This window comes from Micromonospora sp. WMMD1076 (genome assembly GCF_029581475.1).
GTDB lineage: Bacteria > Actinomycetota > Actinomycetes > Mycobacteriales > Micromonosporaceae > Micromonospora > Micromonospora aurantiaca.
On sequence record NZ_CP120862.1, the window covers coordinates 1333977 to 1358247 of the forward strand.

The 24271-nt window shown below is 73.0% G+C and carries 25 protein-coding genes; 12 read left to right on the top strand and 13 right to left on the bottom strand.

Annotation, left to right across the window (positions count from 1 at the left end; all coding sequences use genetic code 11):
- The first annotated feature begins 36 nt into the window (after nucleotides 1–36).
- Nucleotides 37–1704 carry an MDR family MFS transporter gene (locus tag O7622_RS06580; protein WP_282312369.1) on the top strand — a complete coding sequence of 556 codons (1668 nt, stop codon included), beginning with the start codon at nucleotides 37–39 and terminating at the stop codon, nucleotides 1702–1704.
- Between the two features lie 7 nt (nucleotides 1705–1711).
- Here the strand turns inward: O7622_RS06580 and O7622_RS06585 are convergent, their stop codons facing one another.
- Nucleotides 1712–2203 (bottom strand): NUDIX domain-containing protein, encoded by a 492-nt coding sequence (locus O7622_RS06585; RefSeq protein ID WP_282312370.1) that lies wholly within the window; start codon nucleotides 2201–2203, stop codon nucleotides 1712–1714.
- A 100-nt stretch (nucleotides 2204–2303) separates the two neighbouring features.
- Here O7622_RS06585 and O7622_RS06590 point away from each other — a divergent pair, with 100 nt between their 5' ends.
- The gene (locus tag O7622_RS06590; RefSeq protein WP_282314058.1) at nucleotides 2304–3938 is read left to right on the top strand and encodes a fatty acid--CoA ligase; all 1635 of its coding nucleotides are present in this window, start codon (nucleotides 2304–2306) and stop codon (nucleotides 3936–3938) included.
- A 179-nt stretch (nucleotides 3939–4117) separates the two neighbouring features.
- On the opposite strand, the gene O7622_RS06595 is transcribed toward O7622_RS06590, so the two are convergent.
- The 5 genes from O7622_RS06595 to O7622_RS06615 all read right to left on the bottom strand — a co-directional run bounded on the left by O7622_RS06595 (nucleotide 4118) and on the right by O7622_RS06615 (nucleotide 8825).
- A complete protein-coding gene (locus O7622_RS06595) occupies nucleotides 4118–5131 on the bottom strand; it encodes an NADPH:quinone reductase (protein WP_282312371.1) in 1014 nt (337 codons plus the stop codon).
- A 90-nt stretch (nucleotides 5132–5221) separates the two neighbouring features.
- Nucleotides 5222–6358: a glutathione-independent formaldehyde dehydrogenase gene (locus O7622_RS06600; protein WP_282312372.1), complete on the bottom strand. Its 1137-nt coding sequence runs from the start codon at nucleotides 6356–6358 to the stop codon at nucleotides 5222–5224.
- A 41-nt stretch (nucleotides 6359–6399) separates the two neighbouring features.
- On the bottom strand, nucleotides 6400–7053 hold the full coding sequence (locus tag O7622_RS06605) for an HAD family phosphatase (RefSeq protein WP_282312373.1): 654 nt from the start codon (nucleotides 7051–7053) through the stop codon (nucleotides 6400–6402).
- 31 nt (nucleotides 7054–7084) lie between these two features.
- The gene (locus O7622_RS06610; RefSeq protein WP_282314059.1) at nucleotides 7085–7933 is read right to left on the bottom strand and encodes a hypothetical protein; all 849 of its coding nucleotides are present in this window, start codon (nucleotides 7931–7933) and stop codon (nucleotides 7085–7087) included.
- Between the two features lie 139 nt (nucleotides 7934–8072).
- Complete coding sequence (locus tag O7622_RS06615; RefSeq protein WP_282312374.1) at nucleotides 8073–8825, bottom strand: FKBP-type peptidyl-prolyl cis-trans isomerase; 753 nt, start codon at nucleotides 8823–8825, stop codon at nucleotides 8073–8075.
- A gap of 64 nt (nucleotides 8826–8889) precedes the next feature.
- Between O7622_RS06615 and O7622_RS06620 the strand changes: the two genes are divergently transcribed.
- Nucleotides 8890–9282, top strand: coding sequence for a PPOX class F420-dependent oxidoreductase (locus O7622_RS06620; RefSeq protein WP_128137132.1), 393 nt, complete (start codon nucleotides 8890–8892; stop codon nucleotides 9280–9282).
- Nucleotides 9283–9332: 50 nt separating this feature from the next.
- On the opposite strand, the gene O7622_RS06625 is transcribed toward O7622_RS06620, so the two are convergent.
- Nucleotides 9333–10340: a Ku protein gene (locus tag O7622_RS06625; RefSeq protein ID WP_282312376.1), complete on the bottom strand. Its 1008-nt coding sequence runs from the start codon at nucleotides 10338–10340 to the stop codon at nucleotides 9333–9335.
- A gap of 87 nt (nucleotides 10341–10427) precedes the next feature.
- Between O7622_RS06625 and ligD (O7622_RS06630) the strand changes: the two genes are divergently transcribed.
- Nucleotides 10428–11366 (top strand): non-homologous end-joining DNA ligase, encoded by a 939-nt coding sequence (gene ligD, locus O7622_RS06630; protein ID WP_282314060.1) that lies wholly within the window; start codon nucleotides 10428–10430, stop codon nucleotides 11364–11366.
- Entirely contained in the window at nucleotides 11356–12264 is a 909-nt protein-coding gene (ligD, locus tag O7622_RS06635; protein WP_282312377.1) for a non-homologous end-joining DNA ligase, read from the top strand. Before ligD (O7622_RS06630) ends, ligD (O7622_RS06635) begins: the two co-directional genes overlap by 11 nt.
- Here ligD (O7622_RS06635) and O7622_RS06640 read toward each other — a convergent pair.
- Both O7622_RS06640 and O7622_RS06645 read right to left on the bottom strand, forming a co-directional pair.
- A complete protein-coding gene (locus O7622_RS06640; RefSeq protein WP_282312379.1) occupies nucleotides 12197–13291 on the bottom strand; it encodes a hypothetical protein in 1095 nt (364 codons plus the stop codon). The two genes, ligD (O7622_RS06635) and O7622_RS06640, sit on opposite strands and share 68 nt — an antisense overlap.
- A 95-nt stretch (nucleotides 13292–13386) precedes the next feature.
- Entirely contained in the window at nucleotides 13387–13737 is a 351-nt protein-coding gene (locus O7622_RS06645) for a DUF4267 domain-containing protein (RefSeq protein ID WP_282314062.1), read from the bottom strand.
- Between O7622_RS06645 and O7622_RS06650 the strand changes: the two genes are divergently transcribed.
- From O7622_RS06650 to O7622_RS06660, 3 genes are all read left to right on the top strand, one after another.
- A complete protein-coding gene (locus O7622_RS06650) occupies nucleotides 13636–13947 on the top strand; it encodes a TetR-like C-terminal domain-containing protein (protein ID WP_282314063.1) in 312 nt (103 codons plus the stop codon). The two genes, O7622_RS06645 and O7622_RS06650, sit on opposite strands and share 102 nt — an antisense overlap.
- Before the next feature lie 27 nt (nucleotides 13948–13974).
- Nucleotides 13975–14658 (top strand): TIGR03089 family protein, encoded by a 684-nt coding sequence (locus O7622_RS06655; RefSeq protein WP_282312380.1) that lies wholly within the window; start codon nucleotides 13975–13977, stop codon nucleotides 14656–14658.
- Nucleotides 14659–14882: 224 nt separating this feature from the next.
- The gene (locus O7622_RS06660) at nucleotides 14883–15740 is read left to right on the top strand and encodes a GNAT family N-acetyltransferase (protein WP_282312382.1); all 858 of its coding nucleotides are present in this window, start codon (nucleotides 14883–14885) and stop codon (nucleotides 15738–15740) included.
- Between the two features lie 218 nt (nucleotides 15741–15958).
- Here the strand turns inward: O7622_RS06660 and O7622_RS06665 are convergent, their stop codons facing one another.
- Entirely contained in the window at nucleotides 15959–17638 is a 1680-nt protein-coding gene (locus tag O7622_RS06665; RefSeq protein WP_282312383.1) for a DNA repair helicase XPB, read from the bottom strand.
- A 216-nt stretch (nucleotides 17639–17854) separates the two neighbouring features.
- Between O7622_RS06665 and O7622_RS06670 the strand changes: the two genes are divergently transcribed.
- Entirely contained in the window at nucleotides 17855–18730 is an 876-nt protein-coding gene (locus O7622_RS06670; protein ID WP_282312384.1) for a L,D-transpeptidase family protein, read from the top strand.
- A gap of 120 nt (nucleotides 18731–18850) precedes the next feature.
- Complete coding sequence (locus O7622_RS06675; RefSeq protein WP_013283702.1) at nucleotides 18851–19087, top strand: hypothetical protein; 237 nt, start codon at nucleotides 18851–18853, stop codon at nucleotides 19085–19087.
- Nucleotide 19088: 1 nt separating this feature from the next.
- On the opposite strand, the gene O7622_RS06680 is transcribed toward O7622_RS06675, so the two are convergent.
- Entirely contained in the window at nucleotides 19089–21551 is a 2463-nt protein-coding gene (locus O7622_RS06680) for a helicase-associated domain-containing protein (protein ID WP_282312386.1), read from the bottom strand.
- A 37-nt stretch (nucleotides 21552–21588) separates the two neighbouring features.
- Here O7622_RS06680 and O7622_RS06685 point away from each other — a divergent pair, with 37 nt between their 5' ends.
- Nucleotides 21589–22212 (top strand): haloacid dehalogenase-like hydrolase, encoded by a 624-nt coding sequence (locus O7622_RS06685; RefSeq protein WP_282312387.1) that lies wholly within the window; start codon nucleotides 21589–21591, stop codon nucleotides 22210–22212.
- A gap of 28 nt (nucleotides 22213–22240) precedes the next feature.
- A complete protein-coding gene (locus O7622_RS06690) occupies nucleotides 22241–22627 on the top strand; it encodes a cold shock domain-containing protein (protein ID WP_091583311.1) in 387 nt (128 codons plus the stop codon).
- Here O7622_RS06690 and O7622_RS06695 read toward each other — a convergent pair.
- Nucleotides 22588–23418, bottom strand: a complete 831-nt coding sequence (locus tag O7622_RS06695; protein WP_282312388.1) for a 1,4-dihydroxy-6-naphthoate synthase — start codon at nucleotides 23416–23418, stop codon at nucleotides 22588–22590. The genes O7622_RS06690 and O7622_RS06695 overlap by 40 nt on opposite strands.
- Before the next feature lie 34 nt (nucleotides 23419–23452).
- Entirely contained in the window at nucleotides 23453–24163 is a 711-nt protein-coding gene (locus tag O7622_RS06700; RefSeq protein WP_282312389.1) for a TetR/AcrR family transcriptional regulator C-terminal domain-containing protein, read from the bottom strand.
- Between the last annotated feature and the right edge of the window lie 108 nt (nucleotides 24164–24271).

Sequence of the window (24271 nt, forward strand, 5' to 3'; positions counted from 1 at the left end):
GGGGCATGATCCGCCCCCGGTGGGATAGGAAGCGGGATGACCGCCCAGGCCGCCCGTCCCGCGCTGCCCGCCCGCCAGATCCGCCTGCTGATGTTCGGTCTGATGACCGGCATGCTGCTGGCGGCGCTGGATCAGACGATCGTCGGCACCGCGCTGCCGACGATCGTGGGTGAGCTGGGCGGCATCAACCACTACTCGTGGGTGGTCACCGCGTACCTGCTGGCCTCGACCGCCTCGACACCGCTGTACGGCAAGATGGCCGACCTGTACGGACGCCGGCCGGTCTTCCTGTTCTCGATCGGGATGTTCCTGCTCGGCTCGCTGCTGGCCGGGCTGTCGCAGGACATGACCCAGCTGATCGTCACGCGGGGCGTGCAGGGCCTGGGCGCGGGCGGCCTGATGACGCTGGCGTTCACCATCATCTCGGACGTGGTGTCGCCCCGGGAGCGTGGCCGCTACCAGGGGTTGTTCGGCGCTGTGTTCGGCGTGTCGTCGGTGGCCGGACCGCTGGTCGGCGGTTACTTCGCGGAGAACAACTGGCGGTGGATCTTCTACATCAACGTGCCGCTGGCGATCCTCGCCATCGTGGTCTGCTGGCACGTGATGCGGCTGGTGCCGTTCGAGCGTCGCGAGCACACAGTCGACTGGATCGGCGCGGCACTGCTGGTGGCCGGCGTGAGCTGCCTGCTGCTGGCGCTGAGCTGGGGCGGCGCCGAGTACGCCTGGGGCTCCGGCGTGATCGTCGGGCTGTTCGCCGCGGGCGCGGTGCTGGGCGTGCTGTTCGTCGTCCAGGAGGCCCGGACCAAGGAGCCGATCCTGCCGCTGCGGCTGTTCCGCAGCGCCACGTTCGCGCTCGCCAACGGTGCGGGCTTCGTGCTCGGTCTGGTGATGTTCGGGTCGATCATCTTCATCCCGCTCTACCTCCAGATCGTCAAGGGCGCCTCGCCGACCCGCAGCGGTCTGCTGATGCTGCCGATGATGGCCGGCGTCATCGTCACCTCGGTGCTCACCGGCCGGGCGATGAGCCGGATCGGCAGGTACAAGTGGTTCCCGGTGGCCGGTGCGGCCGTGCTGGTGGCCGGCATGCTGCTGTTCCAGCAGCTCCAGGTGGGCACCTCGCTCTGGCTCGCGTTCGCCTACATGGTGGTGATCGGCGTCGGGCTGGGCCTGTGCATGCAGTCGCTGATCCTGGCCGTGCAGAACGCGGTGAGCGTCCGCGACCTGGGCGCGGGCACCTCGTCCGCGACGTTCTTCCGGTCGCTCGGCGGCTCGTTCGGCGTGGCCATCCTCGGCGCGGTGCTGTCGTCCCGGCTCACCGCCGAGATGTCCGCGCGGCTGCCCGGAGCGCTGGCGCAGCTCCCGCCGGAGCAGCGGGCCGCGGTGACGGCCGGCGGGGACTTCTCGATCAACGACCCGGCGGCGATCCTCGCGCTGCCCGCCCCGGTACGCGCCGCCGTCCAGGCCGCGTTCGTCGAGTCGCTGCACCTGGTCTTCCTGACCACCGGGCTGATCGCCGTGATCGCCGTACTGGTCACGCTGGCCATGCCGAACCTTCAGTTGCGCGGCACCGGCCCGCAGGGCGCCACCGGCGGCGCCGACCCGCTCGGCGGGAAGGCGCCGGCGCCCGGCGGCAAGCCGCTGACGAAGGAGTCGAAGAACGAGGCCGCCGCCGACATGGAGGCGAAGTCGCAGACGATGCTGTGACAGGCGGCTACTTGAGGATCAGCCGGTTGGTCTGCTCGAACACGTCGAGGTCGGCGAGCGTCTCGTGCACGCTCGACGACAGCGGGTGCGGGAAGCCGGCCGGGTGGAAGAAGCCCGAGTCGGTGGTCTCGTCGGTGAACCGGGCCAGTTCGCCGTCCCACTCGTCGACCCGGAACGCCGTGGTGAAGACCTGGTACGTGTGGCCGTACATGTTGGTGTGGGTGCGGTCCGGGCCGGTGTAGAGCGCGAACGCGCTGACCCGCAGCGCCCGCAGCCCGGTCTCCTCCCGGACCTCCCGGACCGCGCAGTCGGCGATCGACTCGCCGAGTTCCATGGCGCCGGCCGGCAGGGCCCACTGGCCGTTGTCGGAACGCTGGATCAGCAGCACCCGGGCGGCGTTGTCGCGCACCACGGCGCGGGCGCCGACGAACATCAGGGTGCGGTCACCGGCCAGGGCACGGAGTTGTCCCACGTACGAGTCGGCCCACGAGATGCTCACCCGGACAATCTACGCATCATCCGTGATCACCTCGGTGATTCCGGGGGGTTCCGCAGATGTGACCGCCGCCACTACGTTGTTACCCATGCGTAGCACGATGATGGATGCCCCTCTCCAGGTCGCCCGGATCCTCGAACACGGCTCCACCGTGCACGGTGCGGCGGAGGTCGTCACCTGGACCGGCGCCGAGCCCCGCCGGATGACGTACGCGCAGGTCGGCCGCGCGGCCGCCCGGCTGGCCCACGCCCTGCGCGACGAGTGCGGGGTGACCGGCGACGAGCGGGTCGGCACGTTCATGTGGAACAACAACGAGCACCTGGTGGCCTACTTCGCCGTCCCGAGCATGGGCGCGGTGCTGCACACGCTCAACATCCGCCTCTTCCCCGACCAGGTCGCCTACATCGCCAACCACGCGCAGGACCGGGTGGTGCTCGTCGACAGCACGCTCATCCCGCTGCTCGCCCGGGTGATCGGCGAGATGACAGGCGTCGCGCACGTGGTGGTGGTCGGCGGTGGTGATCCGGCTCCGCTGCTGGCCGCGGCCGGTGACCGGATCACGGTGCACCACTGGGACGCGCTGCTGGCCGGCCGCCCGGACCACTTCGACTGGCCGGAGGTGGACGAGCGCGACGCCGCCGCCCTCTGCTACACCTCGGGGACCACCGGCAACCCCAAGGGGGTCGCGTACTCGCACCGCTCGATCTACCTGCACTCGCTCCAGGTCTGCATGCCGGAGGGCTTCGGGCTCGGCCCGAACGACCGGGAACTGGCGATCGTGCCGATGTTCCACGCGATGTCGTGGGGCCTGCCGTACGCGGCGTTCCTCTCTGGCGCCTCGCTGATCATGCCGGACCGGTTCCTCCAGGCCGAGCCGATCGCCGCGATGATCGCCGCCGAGCGCCCCACGCTCGCCGGGGCGGTGCCGACCATCTGGACCGACCTGCTGGCCTACCTGGACGCGCACGAGGTGGATCTCTCCTCGCTGAAGGAGGTCATCGTGGGCGGGTCGGCCTGCCCGCCGGCGCTGATGCACGCGTTCCACGACCGGTACGGCATCGACGTGATCCACGCCTGGGGCATGACCGAGATGTCGCCGCTGGGCTCGGTCTCCCGGGCGCCGGCCGGCGCCACCGGCGACGACGCCTGGCGCTACCGCTACACGCAGGGCCGCGTCCCGGCGGGCGTGACCGCGCGGATCGTCGGCCCGCTGGGCGAGCCGCTGCCCGCCGACGGGACGTCGGTGGGCGAGCTGGAGGTACGCGGGCCGTGGGTGACCGCGCGGTACATCGGCGACGACGCCCCGGAGGAGGAGAAGTTCCGGGACGGCTGGCTGCGGACCGGTGACGTCGGCACGCTCTCGCCGGACGGCTACATCACGCTCACCGACCGCGCCAAGGACGTGATCAAGTCGGGCGGGGAGTGGATCTCCTCGGTCGAGCTGGAGAACGCCCTGATGGCCCACCCGGCGGTGCTGGAGGCGTGCGTGGTGGGCGTACCGGACGAGCGGTGGGACGAACGGCCGCTGGCCACCGTGGTGGTCCGCGAGGGCGCCTCGGTGACCGCGGAGGAGCTGCGGGACTTCCTCGCCGGCTCGGTGGCCCGCTGGCAGTTGCCGGAGCGCTGGGCGTTCATCGACGCGGTGCCGAAGACGAGCGTCGGCAAGTTCGACAAGAAGGTGGTGCGCTCGCGGTACGCCGACGGCGGGCTCGACGTGCGGGAACTGACCGCGTCGTAACGTTTCGCGGCGTACCGTCGCCTACACGGGTAGGACGCGTTCCCAACGGACATTCCTCCCAGAGGGCGGCCCCGGCGTTCGCACCGCGCCGGGGCCGCCCGTCCGTTACGGGGTGACCCGCACCGTCATTGTTGCGAAACTTGTTCGCGTCTGTCCGGCTGTCGGGGAAATCCGGTCGCCTACTCGTCGGCGGTGCTCACCAGCACCTTGCCCACCACGCCGTCCTGCACCGCCTGCTGTGCGGCGGCGGCCTCCGCCAGCGGATACCGGTGCAGCGGCAGCCCCGCCTCCTCGCCGACCCGGATCGCGCCCTGCGCCACCGCCGCCGCGATGTCCGTGACCGCCTGCGCCTTCGCCACCTTCGGCGCGGTGTAGATCAGCACGAACTGCCAGCGGGCGTTCGGGCCCATCAGCGGCCGGATCGGCAACGTCACCTCGCCACCGCCGTCGTCGGCGTACACGCAGACCGCCCCGCCGGTGCGCAGCATCCGTACGTCGGCGGCGGCGTTGCGGGCGGCGGACACCTCGACGATCGTGTGGACCCCGTCGGGCGCGACCTTGCGGACCTCCTCGACCACGTCCTGCTCGCGATAGTCGATCACGAAGCTGGCGCCTGCCGCCGCCGCGAGCTGCGCCTTCTCCGGGCTGCTCACTGTGGTGATCACGCACGCGTCGGCCCACCGGGCGAGCTGGATCGCCGCGTTGCCCACCGCACCCGCGCCGCCCTGCACCAGCACCACGTGGTCGCTCAACGCGCCGGCGTGCAGCTTGTCCGGCATGAACTCGCCGGCCGTCAGGCAGCGGTGCGCGGTCATGAACGGGATGCCGAGCGCCGCGCCCAGGTCGAACGAGGCCGGACCGAGCGGCACCGCGTGCCGGACCGGGACCAGCGTGTACTCCGCGGCGGTGCCCCACGGCCGCTGCCACGCCGCCTCCCACACCCAGACCCGCTCACCGATGAGCGTCCGGTCCACGCCCTCGCCGACCGCCTCGACCACTCCGGCGCCGTCCTGGTGCGGGATCTGCCAGCCGGCCGGCAGCGGCCACGTCTGGCGGGCCTTCCAGTCGGTCGGGTTCACCCCCGACACGGCCATCCGGACCAGCACCTCGCCCGGTCCGGGTTCCGGCACCGGCCGCTCGACCACCTGGAGCACCGAGGCGTCCCCGCTGCGCTCGTACACGATCGCCTTCATCGCCGTCCCTCCGCCGTCCTCCCGGGTGCGCTACCCGGCAGCCGCCCGAACATTCGGTCCGGGCGCACCCGGCCACCGTACGACGGCTCGTCAGGCGGCCGGCTTGAGCACGACCTTCGAGTAGCCCGGTTCGCGGCGGTCGAAGCGCTGGTACGCCTCCGGCGCCGCGTCCAGCGGCAGCTCCTTGCTCACCACGAAGCTCGGCGTCGCCCGCCCCGCCGTGATCAGGTTCCGCAGGTACGCGTTGTAGGTCTTCACGTTCGCCTGCCCGGTGCCGATCCGCAGGCCCTTCTCGAACAGCTTGCCCACCTTGAACAGCAGCTCACCCCGGGCGGAGTGCTCGTCCGGGGCGCCCGGGTCCGCCGAGAGGTAGAGCCCGACCACGCCGATCGCCCCGGTCGCGCGCACCACCTCCACGAGCGTGTTCAGCACCAGCGCCGGCTGCTCCTCGCCGCCGGGCGCGGACGCCTGGTATCCCACCGCGTCCACGCCGTGATCGGTCCCCATCCCGTCGGTCCGGTCGCGGATCTGCTCGACCGGGTCGCCCGCGCTGAAGTCGATCGGGGTGGCGCCGATCGACTCGGCCAGCCGCAGCCGGTCCGGCACCCGGTCCACCACGAACACCTCGGACGCCCCGATCAGCACCGCCGAGTACGCGGCCATCAGCCCGACCGGCCCGCCGCCCATCACCGTCAGGTTCTCGCCCGGCCGCAGCCCGGTCATCGCCACCCCGTGGTAGCCGGTCGGGAAGATGTCGGCGAGCATCGCGTAGTCGTTCTCGTGCTCGATGCCCGGCGGCAGCCTCAGGCAGTTGAAGTCGGCGAACGGCACCCGCAGGTACTCCGCCTGCCCACCCCGGTACGGCCCCATCGACACGTAGCCGTACGCGCCGCCGGCGAAGCCCGGGTTCACCGTCAGGCAGAAACCGGTGCGCTGCTCCCGGCAGTTGCGGCAGAACCCGCACGCCACGTTGAACGGCATCGAGACCCGGTCGCCCACGCGCAGGCTCGTCACGCCCGGCCCGGTCTCGACGATCACGCCCATGTTCTCGTGGCCGAACACGATGCCCGGTTCGGCGGCCGTCCGTCCCTCGTACATGTGCAGGTCCGAACCGCAGATCGCGGTCGTCGTGACCTGGACGACCACGTCGTTCGGATCCTCGATCCGGGGGTCGTCGACCTCGCTGACGGCCACCTCGTGCGGCCCCTCGTACACCACAGCCCTCATGTCACCGACCGTAGGCCGGGCGACGGCGGCGGGTGGGTGGTTCAGTCGATCCCCGCCACCACCTCGGGAGTGAGCCTGCCGACCGAGGGGAGCAGCACGGCCGCGAGCGCCTCCGCGTCCGGGTCGAGCGGATACGACGAGTGCGGCACCGCCACCACCCGGCACCCGGCGGCGGCCGCCGAGCGGACCCCGTTCGACGAGTCCTCCACCGCCACGCACCGGGCCGGGTCGACGCCCAGCCGCTGCGCCACCGCGAGCCACACGTCGGGCGCGGGCTTGCCCCGGGCGGTCTCCTCGGTCGACAGCGTCGCACCGAACGCGCCGGCCAGGCCCGTCGCGTCCAGCGCCGCCGCGATCAGCCGGGTCGGTGAGGAACTGGCCAACCCCAGCGGCCACCGCGTGGCGATGCGGCGCACGACCGCGTCGGCGCCGTCGATCAGCGGTACGTGCTGCGCGTACCGCCGGGCCATCTCGGTCACCACCTCGGTGGCGACCTGCTCGGCCGACCTGTCGACGCCCAGCTCACCGCTGAGGTGTTCGGCCCACTCGGCGGTGCTCATGCCCATCAGCCGGCGCTGGGTGCCCGGCTGCCAGGTGCCACCGTGTCGCGCCACGTACGCCCGCCGGACCTCCTCCCAGACGGGCTCGGAGTCCACGATCACGCCGTCCAGGTCGAAGAGCACCGCGTCCACCATGCCGCCATCCTGCCCCAGCCGGCGGCCCGGATCAGTGCGGCTGCGCCGCCTTCACCGAACGCTGCGCCGGAAGGCCGATCGGAGCCTTGGCCGGGATGATCGTGCGGCAGCGCGCCGCGATCGGCTCCAGCAGATCCCGCAGCCGGGCGGTACGCCCCGCGCCCAGCGCCCGCCACGGACCCGCAGCGGCCCGGTCGGTGGCCTCCTCGACCACGCGGAACGTCTCCGTGGCGTACGGCGTGGGGTCCAGGTCGGCGGTCAGCCAGCCCTTGTCCACCAGGCGCTGCTCGGCGGCGGTCCACTGCTCGTCGGTCCAGCCCCGGGCCGGCTGGTGGAACTCGCGGGACTGGTCGACCCGGCACCGCCAGGCCACCACCTCGGCCGGTTCCAGCCCGGTCGTCACCAGCGCCGCCACGTGGCCGTCGCCGCGGTGCTCGCGCAGCGTGGTGGCGGCCTGCCAGAGCCGGGCCAGCGGGTACTCGCCCCGGGGCAGCGCGGCGTTGACCGCGCCGAGTACCCGGCCCGCGACGTCTACCCGGCCGACCGCCTCCTCCAGCAGGTCGGCGGCCTCGATCAGATGCGACTCGGGCAGCTCGTAGGTGAACTCGGCGAGCGCCTGCACGCCTCCGGTGAGCCGGGCCCGCAGCGCCTCCTCCGGGGTGGCCAGGCGCCACACCGACGGCAGCGCGCGGGCCACCATGGCCGGCGCGAAACTGAAGAAGGCGGCCGTGACAGCCGGCGCGTCGACCGGTCCGAGCGGCGCGGCCCGGCCGGCGAAGTAGCCGCGCCAGTAGCCGCGCAGCCCGACCCCCTCGAACGCGGCCCGGGCCCGGGGGTGGAAGTAGGTCACCGCGTGGACCGGCTCGTAGAGCGTCCACATCCGCCGGGTCACCCCGGCCTCGTCCAGCGCCGCCACGTGCACCTCCGCGTCGGTGGGTAGATCACCACGGGTGGACGTGCCGCCCGTGGTGACCATGAACCTACTGCCGCTGGGTGACCGGGCGGAAGCCCGGAGTGAGCTACTGCGCAGCCAGCACGTCGACGACGAAGCGCAGCGGACCGGCCGGACGACCGCCGGCGGCGTCGTTGCCGTACGCCAGCTCGGCCGGCAGGTCAAGCTGCACCCGGCTGCCCACCGGGACGCCGACCAGGCCCTGGTCCCAGCCCTTGATGACCTGGCCCACGCCGATCTGGAAGGTGGCCGGCTGGCCGCTGTCCCAGGACGCGTCGAACTGCTTGCCGTCCTTGTAGAAAACGCCCACGTAGTTCGTGGTGATGTTCTGACCCGCCTTCACCGCCGGACCGGTGCCCTTGACCAGCGTGGTGACCGTGAGCTTCTTCAGCTCGCCGGTGCCGGCCTGCACCGTCGGCTTGGTCTTCAGCGCCGGATCGAAACCGGCGGGCAGCTCCGGAGCGGGCGCCGCGGTGGGCTCGGCCGGCGCGGTGGGGCTGGCCGAGGAGCCGGCGGTGGACGTCTTGTCGTCGTCCCCGCTGTTCAGCCAGACCAGGCCGCCGACCAGGGCCACCACGGCGAGTACGCCCACAGCCGCGCCGAGGATCGACTGCCGGCGGCGACGCGCCTCGGCTGCCTTCTTCTCGGCCAGCTGGGCGGCCAGCCGCCGCTGTGCCTTGGTGGCCGGGGCCTGGCCCGCCGACCGGTTCTCCACACGCTCGCTCACGTCGACTCCCTGCAGGGTGGGTGGGTGCGCCCCCGGCGGGCCGCCGCCGAGGCCAGCGCACACGGTACCCGCCCGGGGCCCCAGCGTGCCCATACGGCCGCCACGATCCGGACACGAAGCCCGATACGAGGGCACCGCGCGGGGTACGTTCGCGACCATGGCGATCCTCAGCGAAGAAGACCTGGCCCTGCTCGGCGAGCCGCAGCTCGCGCACGTGGCGACGATCGAGGCCGACGGCACCCCGCACGTCACCCCGGTCTGGGTGGACACCGACGGCGAGCACATCGTGTTCAACACGGCCAAGGGCCGGCAGAAGTACCTGAACATGTCCCGCAACCCGGTGGTCGCGGTGTCCGTGGCGGACAAGGCCGACGACTTCCGCACCCTCTGGATCAAGGGCACCGTCGAGTTCGTCACCGAAGGCGCCGACGAGCACATCGACCGGCTGGCGAAGAAGTACCTCGGCCAGGACACCTACCCCTGGCGCCGCCCCGGCGAGGAGCGCGTCATCGTCCGCGTCACCCCCACCGAGAAGCTCGGCCGCGGCTGAGCGGCGCGGGCCCCGTTCCGCCCGAGGGGACGGGGCCCGCGCCGTACGTGTCAGGCGCTCTTCTTCGCGGCCGTCTTCTTCGCCGGGGTCTTCTTGGCGGCGGTCTTCTTCGCCGGTTCGGCCTTCTTCTCCGCCGTCTTCTTCGCGGGCGTCTTCTTGGCGGCGGTCTTCTTCGCCGGTTCGGCCTTCTTCCGGGCCGGCGCCTTCTTCGCGGCCTTCTTCGCCGAGCGGGCCGACGAGATGGGCGTCGGCTCGGCGCCGCCACCGGACGGCGCCTCGCCCCGGGCCGCCCGGGCCCGCTCGACCGACGCCTTCAGCGCGGCCATCAGGTCCACAGCGGCGGCCGGAGCGGCCTCTTCCTCCTCCGGCTGCACCACCTCGCGGCCCTCGACCTTCGCGTCGATGACCTCCTGTAACGCGGCCCGGTAGTCGTCGGTGAACGCGTCCGGCTCGAACTCACCGGCCATCGAGTCGATCAGCGAGCTGGCCATCGCCAGCTCCGGCGGGCGTACCTTCAGGTCCTCGTCCAGGAAACCGAAGTCGGGCCGGCGGATCTCGTCCGGCCACAGCATGGTGTTGAGCAGCAGCACGCCCTCGCGGACGCGCAGCGTGGCGAGCTGCTCCCGCTGGCGCAGCGCCACCTTGACGATCGCCACCCGCTCCGAGTCGGACAGCGCGTCGCGCAGCAGCACGTACGGCTTGGTCGCCGAGCCCTCCGGCTCCAGGAAGTACGCCTTGTTGTAGAGGATCGGGTCGACCTGCTCGGCCGGTACGAACTCCAGCACGTCGATCGCGTGCGAGGTGCTCAACGGCAGGTCGGCGAAGTCCTCGTCGGTGAGGATGACCATCTCGCCGCCGCCGATGTCGTACCCCTTGGCGATGTCGTCGTAGGTGACCTCCTCGCCGCAGACCGAGCAGGTGCGCTTGTAGCGGATCCGGCCGCCGTCCTCACGGTGCACCTGGTGGAAACGGATGTCCTTCTCCTCGGTGGCCGAGTAGACCTTCACCCCGATCGACACCAGGCCGAACGACACCGCTCCTTTCCAGATCGCCCGCATACCCGCGCTCCTCTCCCCGGTTGACCACCAGAATCGCAAACGATCGAACGGGACGCACGCGCTTCCGTGCGCAACTACAGTCAGGAGGTGCCCGGCGCGCCGCTGAAGCCGATGCTCGCGACGACCGGGCAGCTCCCGGCCGGCGCCGCCTGGTCGTACGAGTTCAAATGGGACGGCGTACGCGCGCTCGCCGACATCTCCCGTGGCGACCGGCACTTCTACGCCCGCTCCGGCGTCGAGATCACCACCGCGTACCCGGAACTGCTCAACCTGGCCGAGCAGGTAGGCGACGCGCTGCTCGACGGCGAGGTGGTCCTCTTCACCGACGGGCAGCCCTCGTTCACCGCGCTCGCCGAGCGGATGCACGTCCGCAACCCGGCCAAGGCGGCGCGGCTGGCGGCGACGGTACCCGTCACGTACATGATCTTCGACCTGTTGCGGCTCGACGGCGTCGACCTGACCGCCCGGCCGTGGCGGGAGCGGCGGGCGGCGCTGGAGTCGCTCGGGCTCGGCGCCGCCCGGTGGGCGGTGCCGCCGGTCTTCGGCGACGGCCCGGCCACCTACGCGGCGGCCGGCGAGCACGGGCTGGAAGGGGTGATGGCCAAGCGGGTCGACTCGCTCTACCGGCCGGGCGCGCGCTCGCCGGACTGGGTGAAGGTCAAGCTGGAGGTCACCGCCGACTTCGTGGTCGGCGGCTGGCGGCCCGGCGCGCGGCGGGTCGGTGGCCTGCTCGTCGGCGTGCCCGGCCCGGACGGGCGGCTGGCCTACCGGGGGCGGGTCGGTGGCGGGATCGGCGCGGCCATCGAACGCGAACTGCTGCGCGAGCTGGAACCGCTGCGTGCCACCGACTCGCCGTTCGCCGCCGGTGTGCCGCGCGAGGATGCCCGGGGCGCGATCTGGGTAACTCCCCGGATCGTGGTGGAGGTCAAGTACGGCCAGCGCACGCCGGACGGCCGGCTGCGCTTCCCGCGCATCCTGCGCCTGCGCCCGGACAAGCCGCTCGAGGAGGTCGACGATGCCGTCTGACCGGTTGAAGGTCGAGGTCGAGGGGCGCTCGCTGGAGTTGTCCAACCTGGACAAGGTGCTGTTCCCGCAGGCCGGCTTCACCAAGGGCGAGGTGATCGACTACTACACCCGGATCGCCCCCGTGCTGCTGCCGCACCTGCGCGACCGCGCGCTGACCCGGATCCGGTTCCCCAACGGCGTCGGCGGCGGCTCGTTCTTCGAGAAGAACGCACCCGCCGCGACCCCCGGTTGGGTACGCACCGAGAACCTGCCCGCCCCCGGGTCGACGAAGGGGCGGGAGACCATCGACTACGTGGTCTGCGACGAGCTGCCCACACTCGTGTGGCTGGCCAACCTGGCCGCGCTGGAGCTGCACACTCCGCAGTGGAAGATCGGCGCGCACCCGGACATGATGGTGGTCGACCTGGACCCGGGCGCCCCGGCCGCGCTCGAGCAGTGCTGCCGGGTGGCGCTGCTGATGCGCGACCGGCTGGCCGACGACGGCGTCGAGGCGTACCCGAAGACGTCCGGGAAGAAGGGCATGCAGCTCTGCTGCCCGATCGCCGGTACGCAGGACGCCGAGGTCGTCTCCGACTACGCCAAGCGCATCGCGCAGGAGCTGGAGCAGGCAGACCCGAAGCTGATCGTGTCGAAGATGGCGAAGAACCTGCGCCCCGGCAGGGTCTTCATCGACTGGAGCCAGAACAACGCGGCGAAGACGACTGTGGCGCCGTACTCGCTGCGGGCCCGATCGGTGCCGGCCGTGTCGACGCCGCTGACCTGGGACGAGGTGGAGGCCGGGGCGGCGGGAAAGCGGCCGTCGACGCGGCCGTACGCCGCTGGCGAGGTGCTCAAGCGGGTGGAGAAGCAGGGCGACCTGCTGGCCCCGCTGCTCGACGGCGGCCCCGAGCTGCCGTGATCCGCCACCACGCACCGCCCACGAGCAGCAGCACGATCACGCTGATCGCCACGTCACCCACCAGCGCCGCCGCCGGGCTCGCCGGGGCATAGGTCGGCACCGTGTACGCGAGCGCTGCGGCGACGACCAGGCCGGCCGAACCGGTGGCGAGCACGTGCCGCTGCCCCCAGCCGGGCCGCCGGGACCAGCGTGTCAGCAGGGCGGTGGCGATCCCGGCGAGTGCGAGGGCGAGCACCACTCCCGGCCACCCCGGGGCGATCGTCGAACCCACGTACGCCACCGCCACGACCAGCGCGGGCCAGAGCGGCCGGGGCGGGCCGGCTTCGGTTTGCGGTCGGCCGGCGAACGTCGGCCCGGCGGACGTCGGCCCGGGCGTCGGCGCGTCGGGCGTCCGCCCGGCGTGCCGGTGGCGGAGCAGGGCGGCGGCGATGAGGGCCAGCGCCACGCCGGTGGCGACCGCCAACTGGACCGGCGAGGCCAGGAAGTTCTTGCGGCCACCGTCGTCGGCGAACACCAGCAGGCTGCCGCCGAGCCAGAGCAGCGCCGCCGCGACCAGCCCCGGTCGGCCCAGCCAGGGCCGCGCCCGGCGGCCCGCGCCGAGGTACGACTCGGCGAGCGCGATCGGCGCGCAGACGGTCAGCACCACGTGGTTGCCCACGTAGTCGACTGCCTGCCTCGCGCTGAACCCGAGACCGGGCACCAGCGTGGCCTCCGCTGCGGCCCGGGTGTCGGCGAACTCGGTGTCGTCCAGGAACCCGGGATTGAACAACGACTGGTCGACCAGACCGGCCTGGACCACGCCGAACGCGGCGGCGAGCAGCGCGATCCCCGGCCAGCCGAGCCCGAGCCGCCGGGCCGTCTCGCGGATCAGCAGCGCGGCCCCGCCGTACATCGGGGCGAGCACGAGCACCACGAACGGCATGCCGGTGAGGGTGAAGCCGCCCCAGGAGCACTCGGCGGTCCACGGGGCGAGCAGCAGCAGCGCGCTCGCCGGCACCAGCCTCCGGCGCGGGGGTTCGGTCGTCATGCCGGCACGGTCCCGCAGCCACCCGGCCCCCCGATACGGCCGTCGGACGACCGAATCCGCGACCAAAGTCGACCGTCGCGGACCGGTGGGCCCGGCTAGAGCGCGAACAGCAGCGCCGCGTCGAGGAGGACGACCACGGCGGTGGCGAAGTGGATGCCGAAGGCGGTCGCCCGGGAGCCGCCGTGCCGCAGCACGACGAGGGTGTCGCCCAGTGGGGCCAGCGCGACGACCAGCATGAACCAGGCGACGGCGTCGGTGCTGGTGAAGGCGATCAGGGCGAGGCCGACCAGGCCGTAGGTGAGGTCACGCAGCCCTTTGACCGTGAGGTACGCGGTATCTCCGCGGTGGCCGGCATCGCCACGGCGTACGCCGCGTTCGCCGAACGCCGGCCCGCGCTCTACGACGCGATCTTCACCCTCCCCGTCGCCCTCTCCTTCGCCAGCCAGGACACACCCGTCGAGTTGGTCCGGGCCTTCGCCGAACTGACCGAGACGCTGCGCCCGTTCACCGGCGACGACGACCTGGAGACGTTCACCGAGACGTTCTGGAGCGCACTGCACGGCCAGGTCACGCTGATGCGCGGCGGCCGTCTGCGGCGGGACGAACACGAGCGGCGGTTGGCCCTCCTGGTCGACCGGTTCGCCCGGCTAGGGTGAGCTGACCGCCAGGGAGGAGCACATCCGATGGCCACCCGCACACCCGCCGCCGTCGCGACCGGCGAGCCGCTGCTGACCTACCTCGACGACGCCACCGGCGAGCGAACCGAGCTGACCGGGCCGCAGTTGGGCCGGTGGGCGGCCCGTAGTGCCGGGCTGCTGCGCGACGGGTGCGGGCTGCGCCCCGGTGACCGGGTGGCGGTGCTGCTGCCGCCGCACTGGCGTACCGCGGCGGTGCTGATCGGCGCCTGGTCGGTCGGGTTGACGGTCTCGTTCCGGCCCCGCGCGCTGGCCGGACTGCCGGTGCTCGAACCCGGCGCGGACCGGCCGTACGACGCGGTGTTCGTGACCCCGGAACGCCTCGACGACTGGTTGGAGGACGTGCCCGAGGGGACGCACCGCTACCTGGTGGGCACCGGGCCGGGCCCGCTCGACGAGGTGCCGCCGGGCTGGCTGGACTGGTCGGCCGAGGTGCTGCGGCACCCGACCGACCCGCCGGACTACACGGCCGTCGACCCGTCCGACCCGGCCACGCCGGACGGCACCAGCTTCGGCGCGTGGCGCCGCCTGGCCGCCGAGATCGCCATCCAGATGAACCTGCACCAGGGTGATCGCCTCGTGATCGACCCGACCGAGGACGAGCAGCCCCTGAAGTGGCTCCTGGCCCCCCTCTCGGCAGGCGCCACGATCCTGATCCACGCCACCCCCTAGCCCCGCCCTCGCTCTCGCCCTCGTCGATCTTGCGGTTTCGGCCCTCCTGGTGCCCCTTTTGCAGCTTTTATCCGGGCAGCAAGTGCATGATCAACGGGGTGGTGGGCGGTCCAGGGTGGCCGGGGTGGGTGGGGAAAGTGGTTGACCTCGGGGGGAGGGGTGGGGCCTACTGCGTCGGTGTGCTGGACCGTGGGGGTCGGGCGTGGCTGGTCGCGGGAGTGGGCGTGGACGGGACGGATGCATTGGTCTGGCAGGGGGTCGGCGACGACGACCTGCCCGCGTTGACCGGCCTGGCCCAGGCGTGCCTCGCCACCGACGGCGGGTTGCCGCTGTTCGGGCGTACCCCGTTGGCGCGTGCGCGGCTGCTGCAGACGCGTACCCACGGCGCCTGGTCGGACGGCGACCTGGTCGCGGCCGTCGGGGTCGGCACCGGACGGACGCCCGCCACCGCCACCGGCCTCGTGCACCCGGCTTGGCGCGGGCGTGGGCTCGGCGGTGCGCTGCTGGAGTGGGCGGAGGAGCAGGCGGGCGACGCGGGCCTGCTGGTCACCACGGAGACGTGGACCGCGGGCGCGGAGGAGTTGTTCGCGGCGCGCGGCTACACGCGGACGTTCCTGGAATGGGTGCTGCGGCACGACCTCGACGTGCTGCCCGAGGTCGCCGCGCCGGACGGCGTGACCGTGGAGACTGCCACGCCGGGGCCGGAACTGTTCGCCACCTACCGCGCGTCGTTCGCCGACCGGCCCGGCTTCGTCGAGCCGGAGGCCGACGAGTGGCTGGGCGACCTGCGCGACGACGGGGACTTCCGCCCGGAGTTGACGCTGCTGGCGCGCGGCCCGGACGGCGCGGCGGCCGGCTTCGTCACCGTGCTGGACGACTGGATCGACCAGGTCGGCGTCGTGCCCGGGTGGCGTGGGCGGCGGGTCGGCGCGTACCTGGTGTCGCGTGTGCTGCGCGGCCTCACCGACGCGGGAGCGGACGCCGCGTGGCTCTGCGTGAACGACGACAACCCGGCCGCCAGGCTGTACCGGCGGCTCGGCTTCCGCGACTTCGGCCGCCGCGCCCGCTACCTGCATGACTGACCCGACGCGGATCGTCGTCGGCGCCGCGACGACAACGACTCACCGGTGGTACTACTTGCGGTATCTGGACTACACGCAGGACTCCTGCATGAACATGTGAACCCGGGCCGGACCGACCGGATTGAGCGACGCCTGGGTCGCGTTCCGCGCCGGCGGCAAGGGCCGACCCCGAGACCGGGCGGGCCGCACCACAGCGACCCGCCCGGCCGCCATGCCGGTCAGTCGACTGTGGGCAGCGACGGCCCCAGCACGTCGTCGGCGTCCACGATGGTGTACGCGTACCCCTGCTCGGCCAGGAACCGCTGCCGGTGCGCGGCGTACTCGGTGTCGATGGTGTCCCGGGAGACCACCGTGTAGAAGTGCGCCTGCCGCCCGTCGGCCTTCGGGCGCAGCACCCGGCCCAGCCGTTGTGCCTCCTCCTGCCGGGAGCCGAACGTGCCGGACACCTGGATCGCCACCGCCGCCTCCGGCAGGTCGATGGAGAAGTTCCCGACCTTGGAGATGACCAGGGTGCGGATCTCGCCGGAGCGGAACGCGTCGAACAGCCGCTCGCGCTCCTTGTTCGTGGTGGAGCCCTGCACGATCGGCGCGTCCAGGTATTCGCCGAGCTGGTGCAACTGGTCGAGGAACCCACCGATGACGAGGACCTGCTCGGACGGGTGCCGGTCCACCAGGGCCCGCACCACGGGCAGCTTCGTGCGGGCTGTCGCCGCCATCCGGTAGCGCTCCTCGGCCTCCGCCGTCGCGTACGCCAGCCGCTCGGCGTCGGTGAGCGTCACCCGTACCTCGGTGCACTCCGCCGGGGCGATCCAGCCCTGCTGCTCGATGTCCTTCCACGGCGCGTCGTACCGCTTCGGGCCGATCAGGCTGAACACGTCGCCCTCGCGGCCGTCCTCGCGTACCAGCGTCGCGGTGAGGCCGAGCCGGCGGCGGGCCTGGAGGTCCGCCGTGAAGCGGAAGATCGGCGCGGGCAGCAGGTGCACCTCGTCGTAGACGACCAGGCCCCAGTCGCGGGCGCCGAACAGGTCCAGGTGGGTGAACGCGCCGCCGCGCCGCGAGGTGAGCACCTGGTACGTGGCGATGGTGACCGGGCGGATCTCCTTGCGCTCGCCCGAGTACTCGCCGATCTCCTCCTCGGTCAGCGACGTGCGGGCGATCAGTTCCCGCTTCCACTGCCGTCCCGCCACCGTGTTGGTGACCAGGATCAGCGTGGTCGCCTTCGCCTCGGCCATCGCCGCCGCGCCGACGAGTGTCTTGCCGGCGCCGCAGGGCAGCACCACCACGCCGGACCCGCCGGCCCAGAACGCCTCGACCGCTTCCCGCTGGTACGACCGCAGCGTCCACGGCTTGCCGCCGTTCTTGCCGGACTCGGCCAGCTCGATCGGGTGCGCCTCGCCGTCCACGTACCCGGCCAGGTCCTCGGCCGGCCAGCCCAGCTTGAGCAGCGCCTGCTTGAGCCGCCCCCGCTCGGAGGGGTGCACCGCGACGGTGTCGTCGTCGAGCTTGGCGCCGAGCATGCCGGCGAGCTTCTTGCTCTTGGCGACCTCGATCAGCACCAGCCGGTCGAGCGCGCGCAGCACCAGGCCGTGCACCGGGTCGTTGGCGAGCTGGAGCCGGCCGTACCGGTCCATCGTCTCGGCCACGTCGACGAGCAGCGCGTGCGGCACCGGGTAACGCGAGTACTTGATCAGCGAGTCGACCACGCCCTCGGCGTCGTGGCCGGCGGCCCGGGCGTTCCACAGGCCCAGCGGCGTGAGCCGGTAGGTGTGCACGTGCTCGGGGGAGCGTTCCAGCTCGGCGAAGGGTGCGATGGCCATCCGGCACGCCTGCGCGTCGGTATGATCCACCTCCAGCAGCAGCGTCTTGTCCGACTGCACGATCAGTGGTCCACCGCTCACGCCAGCGTCCTCTCGCATCGCCCGGAACCCGCTGCCCGGAAACTCGTCGCCCGGAACCCGGTCGCCCGGCATCCCGTCCGCACCCCGGCTGACCTGCCGGAGGCCGACCAACCAGTGTTGCACGCCGGAGGGCACCGCAAAAAAGTCTCACTGGACAGGCAACGTCATACTCGTCCCACACGTCTAGCAAGCGGGACAACTGTCCAGGGAGGGCCCATGCAGCGTGTCCGGTTTCTCGCCCGGGTCACCGCCCTGGCGGTGGTCGTGCTGGTCGGTGTCGGCGCCTGTGCGCTCGATCCGCAGGCGGAAGGCGTCTGGGGGAGCACCCCCGGCCCGGTCGGGCTGACGGAGGGAGCATCGGGGGCGAGCGCGTCGCCCACGCCGGATCAGCCGGTCACGTCCCCGTCGGCGCAGCCGAGCCGGACGGCCTCGCCGAAACCCTCCCGGTCGCCGGAGGCGACGAAGACGACGAAGCCCAAGCCGAAGCCGAGCGCGTCCGCCGGGTGCCCGCAGGGGGAGCACCAGCGGGCCGTGGAGACGTACCTGACCCGGCTGGGCGGCTTCGGGACGCTGACCGTGGACGGCGAGCAGTCCGCCGCCGACTGCGCCGCGATCAAGAAGTTCCAGATCCGGTACGGGATCAGCCCGTCCTCGGGTCGCGCCGGCCCCACCACGTACGACGTGGCGAAGCGGCTCGCCACCACCGACACCGCGCGGTGCAGGGCCGGTTCCCGGCTCACCTTCTGCGTCGACCTGACCCGGCAGACGGTCTGGGCGATGCGCGGCGGCACTGTGGTGATGGGCCCGACAGTCACCCGCACCGGCATGTCCGGCTACGCCACCCCGGCCGGCACGTACTCGGTGGGCCGGAAGAACCCGCGCGAGTGGTCCAACCCGTACGAGGTGTGGCTGCCGTACTGGCAGCAGTTCAACGGCGGGATCGGCTTCCACGAGACCACCACCTACCTGCACAACGGCGCGATCGGCTCGCACGGCTGCGTCAACCTGCTGCACCGTGACGCGGTACGCCTGTGGGAGCTGGGCTCGGTCGGCACCCGCGTGGTCGTGATCGGCCGCCGCCCCGGCACCTGAGCCCGGAACCGGTCCCACCCGTGACCGGACCGCCCGGATCAGGGTTTTAACCCCTGTCCGCGCGGTCCGGTTGGTGTAACCCTGGAAGCCGGGTCCATGCCGGGACGGGGAGGGACTGCCATGACCGTTGACCAGGACGTGCTTCCCGAGGACGAACGGACGCGGCAGCAGGAGGTGCCCACGGCGGTCGTGCTCGCCTACGCGGCCGCCGCCGCGGGGGTGTTCGGCTGGTTCCTGTTCGGGCTGCTGGTGCAGCAGCAGGGCTTCGTCGACTCGGTGGGCGAGTCGGCCGGGGCCGCGTTCGCGTTGCTGCTGGCCGTGTCGGTGATCGGCACGCTGCGCCGCAACGGGGAGTAGCTCACTCCTCCAGCACGGCCGCCGTGATCCGGTGCAGCGCGAACGTGTGCAGCATCTCCGTCCGGTCGTCCTCGGCGCGCAGGTAGCCGGCGCCGATCGACACCGGCCGGACCAGCCGGGACGCGGTCGCCCCGTGCGCGTCGACGTAGCCCACCCAGACCAGCGCCTTGTCCCGTACCGCCTGCTGGAGCACCGCCAGCGCGTCGCCGTGCCCGGACACGGGCGCGGGACCGCCGGCCGCCGGGGCGCCGCGGAGCACCGCCGGGGCTCGCCGTGCCGCCCGGGCCGCCGCCTCGCCTCGGCGGATCTGCTCCACCACGCCGAGCAGGCGGGGCATCGGCAGCTTCGGCGTGGCGAGCGGGTCGACCGCACGGCCGATCGCGGTACGCGCCGGCGCTCGCCGGGTCTTCGGCCGCGACAGCACCGTCGCTCCGCTGGCGTCCTCCGGCACCGGGGCGTACCCGGCGTCGCGCAGCGCGGTGAGCATCCGGTTGACCTGGTACGGGGTGACCAGCACCGTGGGCGCGAGCCGGCGGAACGCCAGCGGCTCCAGTCGCCGGTCCGCCTGCACCTCGCTGAGCAGGGTCTCGTCGTCGCTGCGCACGTACGCGCCGGCCGGCCCGACGCGCAGCCCGCCGTGCTTGCGGGCCGCGTCGTCGACCAGATAGGTCAGGCCCTGCGGCACCGGGGTACGCGAGCGGCGGCGGAACAGCGCGTGCAGGTCGTCGGCGGTGTAGCCGGCGTCGAGCGCCCGCCTGATGCTCGCCGTGGTGACCCGGTGCACGCTGGCTCCGCCCGCCGACTCGTGCTCGGCCACCACGTCCAGCTCGGCGGCGAGCGCCGGATCGGGCGGGCCGGGCACCACCACCGTCAGGTCGGCCTGCACCAGCACGTGGTCGACCGGGGCGGGCAGCAGCCCGTCCAGCGCCCGCACCGTCGTCGAAGCGTCGCCGGACTCGGCGTCGGAGCGCAGCCCGAGCGGGTCGTCACCGCGCTCGTCGGCCTCGGTCAGCTCGGCGAGCAGCAACCGCCCGTACGAGGTGAGCGCATTGAGCCCGGTCACGCCCAGCGCGGCGGCCTCGGCGAGCACCTCCCGGTGCGCCGCCTCCCGCCCCCGGGCCCGCCGCGGCGCGCGCCAGTCCAGCAGTTCCAGCACCTCGTCGGTGGTCGGGGCGGTGCCGGGTGGCAGGTCGGCCAGCACGGCGAGCACCGCACGCCGGGCGGCCGGCGCGCCTGCTCGTTCCGCCTCCGCGGAGAGCACCGAGATGGGCCGGTCCCGGTCGTCGCGCTGCCCGATCAGGCCGGCCTGGCGGGGCATCGACACCCAGGCGCGGGCGAGCTGCTCCCAGCGCTGGGCCAGCGACACCGCGCGCCACACCTCGTATCCGCCGGTGGGCAGGATCTGCTGGTCACCGCCGTACCGGGTGGTGGCCGCGCCGGTCAGCTCCATCTCGCCGGTCAGCCCGGCCGCGTACGCCACCTCGAACAGCAGCGCGGTGGTCGGCTCGTCCAGCCCGAGGCCACGGGCGAGCCGCCGCAGGTCGCGGACGCCGACGCCGCCGGAGCGCAGGACCGGTGCGGGTTCCGCGGTCAGCGCCTCCAGCATCGCCTCGGTGTGCCGGACCACCTCCATGGTCTGCCCGGCCCCGGCCGAGTCGACGGCCTTGACCTCACGCGGCGGCCCGGACACCACCGGCGGGCTGGTGCGCAGCGGGCCGAGCGGACCGGTGTCGCGGCGCAGCACCAGCCCCACCTCGCGGGGCAGCTCGACGGTGCCGTTGCGGCCGCCGGACATCCGGACCAGGAGCCGGTGCTCGACCAGCCAGCGGATCGGCGAGCCGGTGGGCGCGCCGCCGTTGACCAGGTCGGGCGGGAGCACGTCCTCGGCGCCGGTGGCGGGGGCCTCCAGCGCACCGGGGGCCACGGTCCCGACCGGCGGCCCGGCGGCGAGCCGGTCCAGGACCGCGCGGGCCGAGGGCGGCGCGGACAGCAGCGTCCGCCGCAGCTTCGCCGGGTCCGCGCAGAGCGCCGCCGTGCGCGGGTCCAGCTCCGCCGCCGGCCGGCCCAGCCCCGCCGGGTACGGGGACACCTCGTCGATGCCGCCGGCCACGCACAGGTCGTGCTCGGGGCCGTACAGCAGGAACCGGGCCCGGAGCCGGTCGACGGCGGCACGGACCGCCGTCGGTGCGGGCGGCTGCGGCCCGGCGGTGGCCATGGCCAGGATCTGGTCGGTGGAGGTGGCGCCCTCGGGGCCGCGGGTGAGCCGGGCGGCGTCGAGGATCTGGAGGGTGAACTGGTCCAGCCCGTCGAGCGCCCGGGCCACGGAGACCCGGGACTGGGCGCGCAGGGCGAGGGCGGACAGGTCGGCCGGCACCGGCACGACGAGGTCCGGCCGCAGCTGGAGCAGGGCGGCGAGCGACTCGTCGGGGAGGGCCCGCAGGTGGTCGGCGAGTGAGGTGGTCATCGTCGTACCACGCTAGCCCGCTGGGTAGGTTCTCGGCATGTCTCCGCTGATGGTCGGCTTCGACCTCGACATGACCCTGGTCGACTCCCGCCCCGGGATCGCGGCCGCGTTCCGGGCGCTCACCGCGCGCACGGGCGTGCACGTGGACGGGGAACTGGCCGTCTCCCGGCTGGGCCCGCCGCTGCGTACCGAGCTGGCGTGCTGGTTCCCGCCGGAGCGCCTGGAGGAGGCGGTGACGCTCTACCGGGAGCTGTATCCGGCGTACGCGATCACCCCGACCGTGCCGATGCCGGGTGCGGCGGCCGCGCTGCGCGCGGTGCAGGCGCGCGGCGGGCGGACGATGGTGGTGACCGCGAAGATGGGCCGGCTGGCGAAGCTGCACCTGGATCACCTCGGGCTGCCGGTGGACGAGCTGGCCGGGGACGTGTTCGCCGAGCAGAAGGCGGTGGCGTTGCGCGAGCACGGCGCGACGCTCTACGTGGGCGACCACGTGGCCGACATGGCCGCCGCGCGAGCCGCGGGAATCCCGGGCGTGGCAGTGGCGACCGGTCCCTGCTCGGCCGAGGAACTGGCCGCGGCGGGTGCCCGTGTGGTGCTCGATGATCTCGTCGAATTCCCGGCGGCGCTGGACCGGATCATCGGGCTAGCCTTTACCGGGTAGACGGTTCGAGTGGAGCGGGGTTCAACAGGTGCCGACGGGTCGAGTGAAGTGGTACGACGCCGCCAAGGGGTACGGGTTCGTCACCAGTGACGAGGGTGGCGACGTGTTCCTGCCGAAGGGCGCGCTACCGGCGGGTGTCGCCGACCTGAAGGGTGGCCAGCGGGTCGATTTCAGCGTGGTCGACAGCCGGCGGGGTGCCCAGGCGATGGGGGTCAAGCTGCTGGAGGCGCCGCCGTCCGTGGCGGAGCTGCGCCGCCGGCCGGCCGAGGAACTCCACGGCCTGGTGGAAGACATGATCAAGGTGCTGGAGGCGAAGGTCCAGCCGGACCTGCGCCGGGGTCGCTTCCCGGATCGGAGGACCGCGCAGAAGATCGCTCAGCTGGTCCACGCGGTGGCGCGCGAGCTGGAGGTCTGAGGGACGAGCCCGGCGTGGGCGGCCCGGCCCAGCAGCGCCTCCACGGCGGCGGAGCCGGCCTCTCCCAGGTCGGCGGTGAACTCGTTGACGTAGAGGCCGATGTGCCGGTCCACCACGTCGGGCTCCATCTCCTGCGCGTGCGCGAGGACGTACTCGCGGCTGGCCTCCGGGTCGGCCCACGCCTGGCGTACCGACTCGCGGATCCAGGCTGCGGCCTCGACCGGGTCGACGGCGCCCCGGCGGGCCAGGATCGCGCCGAGCGGGATCGGCAGCCCGGTGTCGCCCTCCCACCACTCGCCCAGGTCGACCAGGGCGGTCAGCCCGTGCCGCGGGTAGGTGAAGCGCGCCTCGTGGATGACCAGGCCCGCGTCGTACCGGCCGGCGGCCACGCCCGGCATGATCTCGTGGAACGGCACCACCTCGATGCGCGCCGGGGCCTGACCGGCCGCCCAGAGCCGGAACAGCAGGTACGCGGTGGTCCGCTCGCCGGGCACCGCCACCGTCGCGCCGGACAGGTCGGTCCGGTCGCCACGGGTCAGCACCAGCGGGCCACAGCCCCGGCCCAGCGCGCCGCCGCAGGGCAGCAGGTGGTAGTCGTCGAGCAGCCAGGGCAGCGCCGCGTAGCTGACCTTCACCAGGTCGAACGCGCCCCGCTCGGCGGCGGTGTTGGTGACGTCGACGTCCGCGTAGGTCACCTCGACCGGCGGCGCGCCCGGCACCCGGCCGTGCACCAAGGCGTCGAAGACGAACGTGTCGTTGGGGCAGGGGGAGATCGCCAGGGAGAGCGCCACGGTCCCACGGTAACCCCGGCGACCGGCCCGTCCGTCACCCCGCCCGATGTGACGTCCAGCCGTTCCGGTGCAGCCGTTCGATGCCGTCGAGCAGCAGGTCCAGCGCGAACTCGAACTCGAACTGGTCGTCGCAGCCCGGCCCGACCACCGAGTCGTCGTCGTGGGACGCGGCGGTGGCGATGGCCGCGAGGTGCGGGAACCGGGCGGCCGCCTCCGGTGGCAGGTCAGCCGGCGGGTCGGCGCTCGTCGCGCCGGACCGGCCCGCCTGCCGGGAGGTGTCGAACAGTTCCTGGCTGAAGCCCAGCACCCGGCTGCCCAGCGCGTGCATGACGTGGTGGGCCAGATCGGTGGAGAACCCGCCCGCCCGCAGCGCGCCCACGGTCGAGTCGAGGTACGCCAGGACGGCCGGTGTGGCAGTGGTCCGGGACTCGATCGCCAGCGACGCCCACGGGTGGCGGAGCAGCATCTGCCTCGCCGACAGGATGCGCCGGCGGATCGCCTGCTTCCAGTCGCCGGGCATCGGCGGGTCGATCTCCGCGACGACGATGTCGATCATGCCGTCGAGTAGTTCGTCCTTGTTGGCGACGTGCTTGTAGAGGGCCATCGGCACGACGCCCAGATCCTGCGCGAGGTTGCGCATGCTCAGCGACTCGATACCGGTCCGGTCGGCGAGCACGACTGCGGTACGCAGGACGCGATCCCTGGTCAGGGGTGCCCTTCGCGCCGTCTCCACCCGCTCCGCCATGTCGTCCCCAGTCCTCCCGAAGGCCGTTGACACAGTAACCGTCTTGACTGGTGTACGGCGTACACCTAGCCTTGTCCCCATCATGGTGTACGCCGTACACCTGGGAGG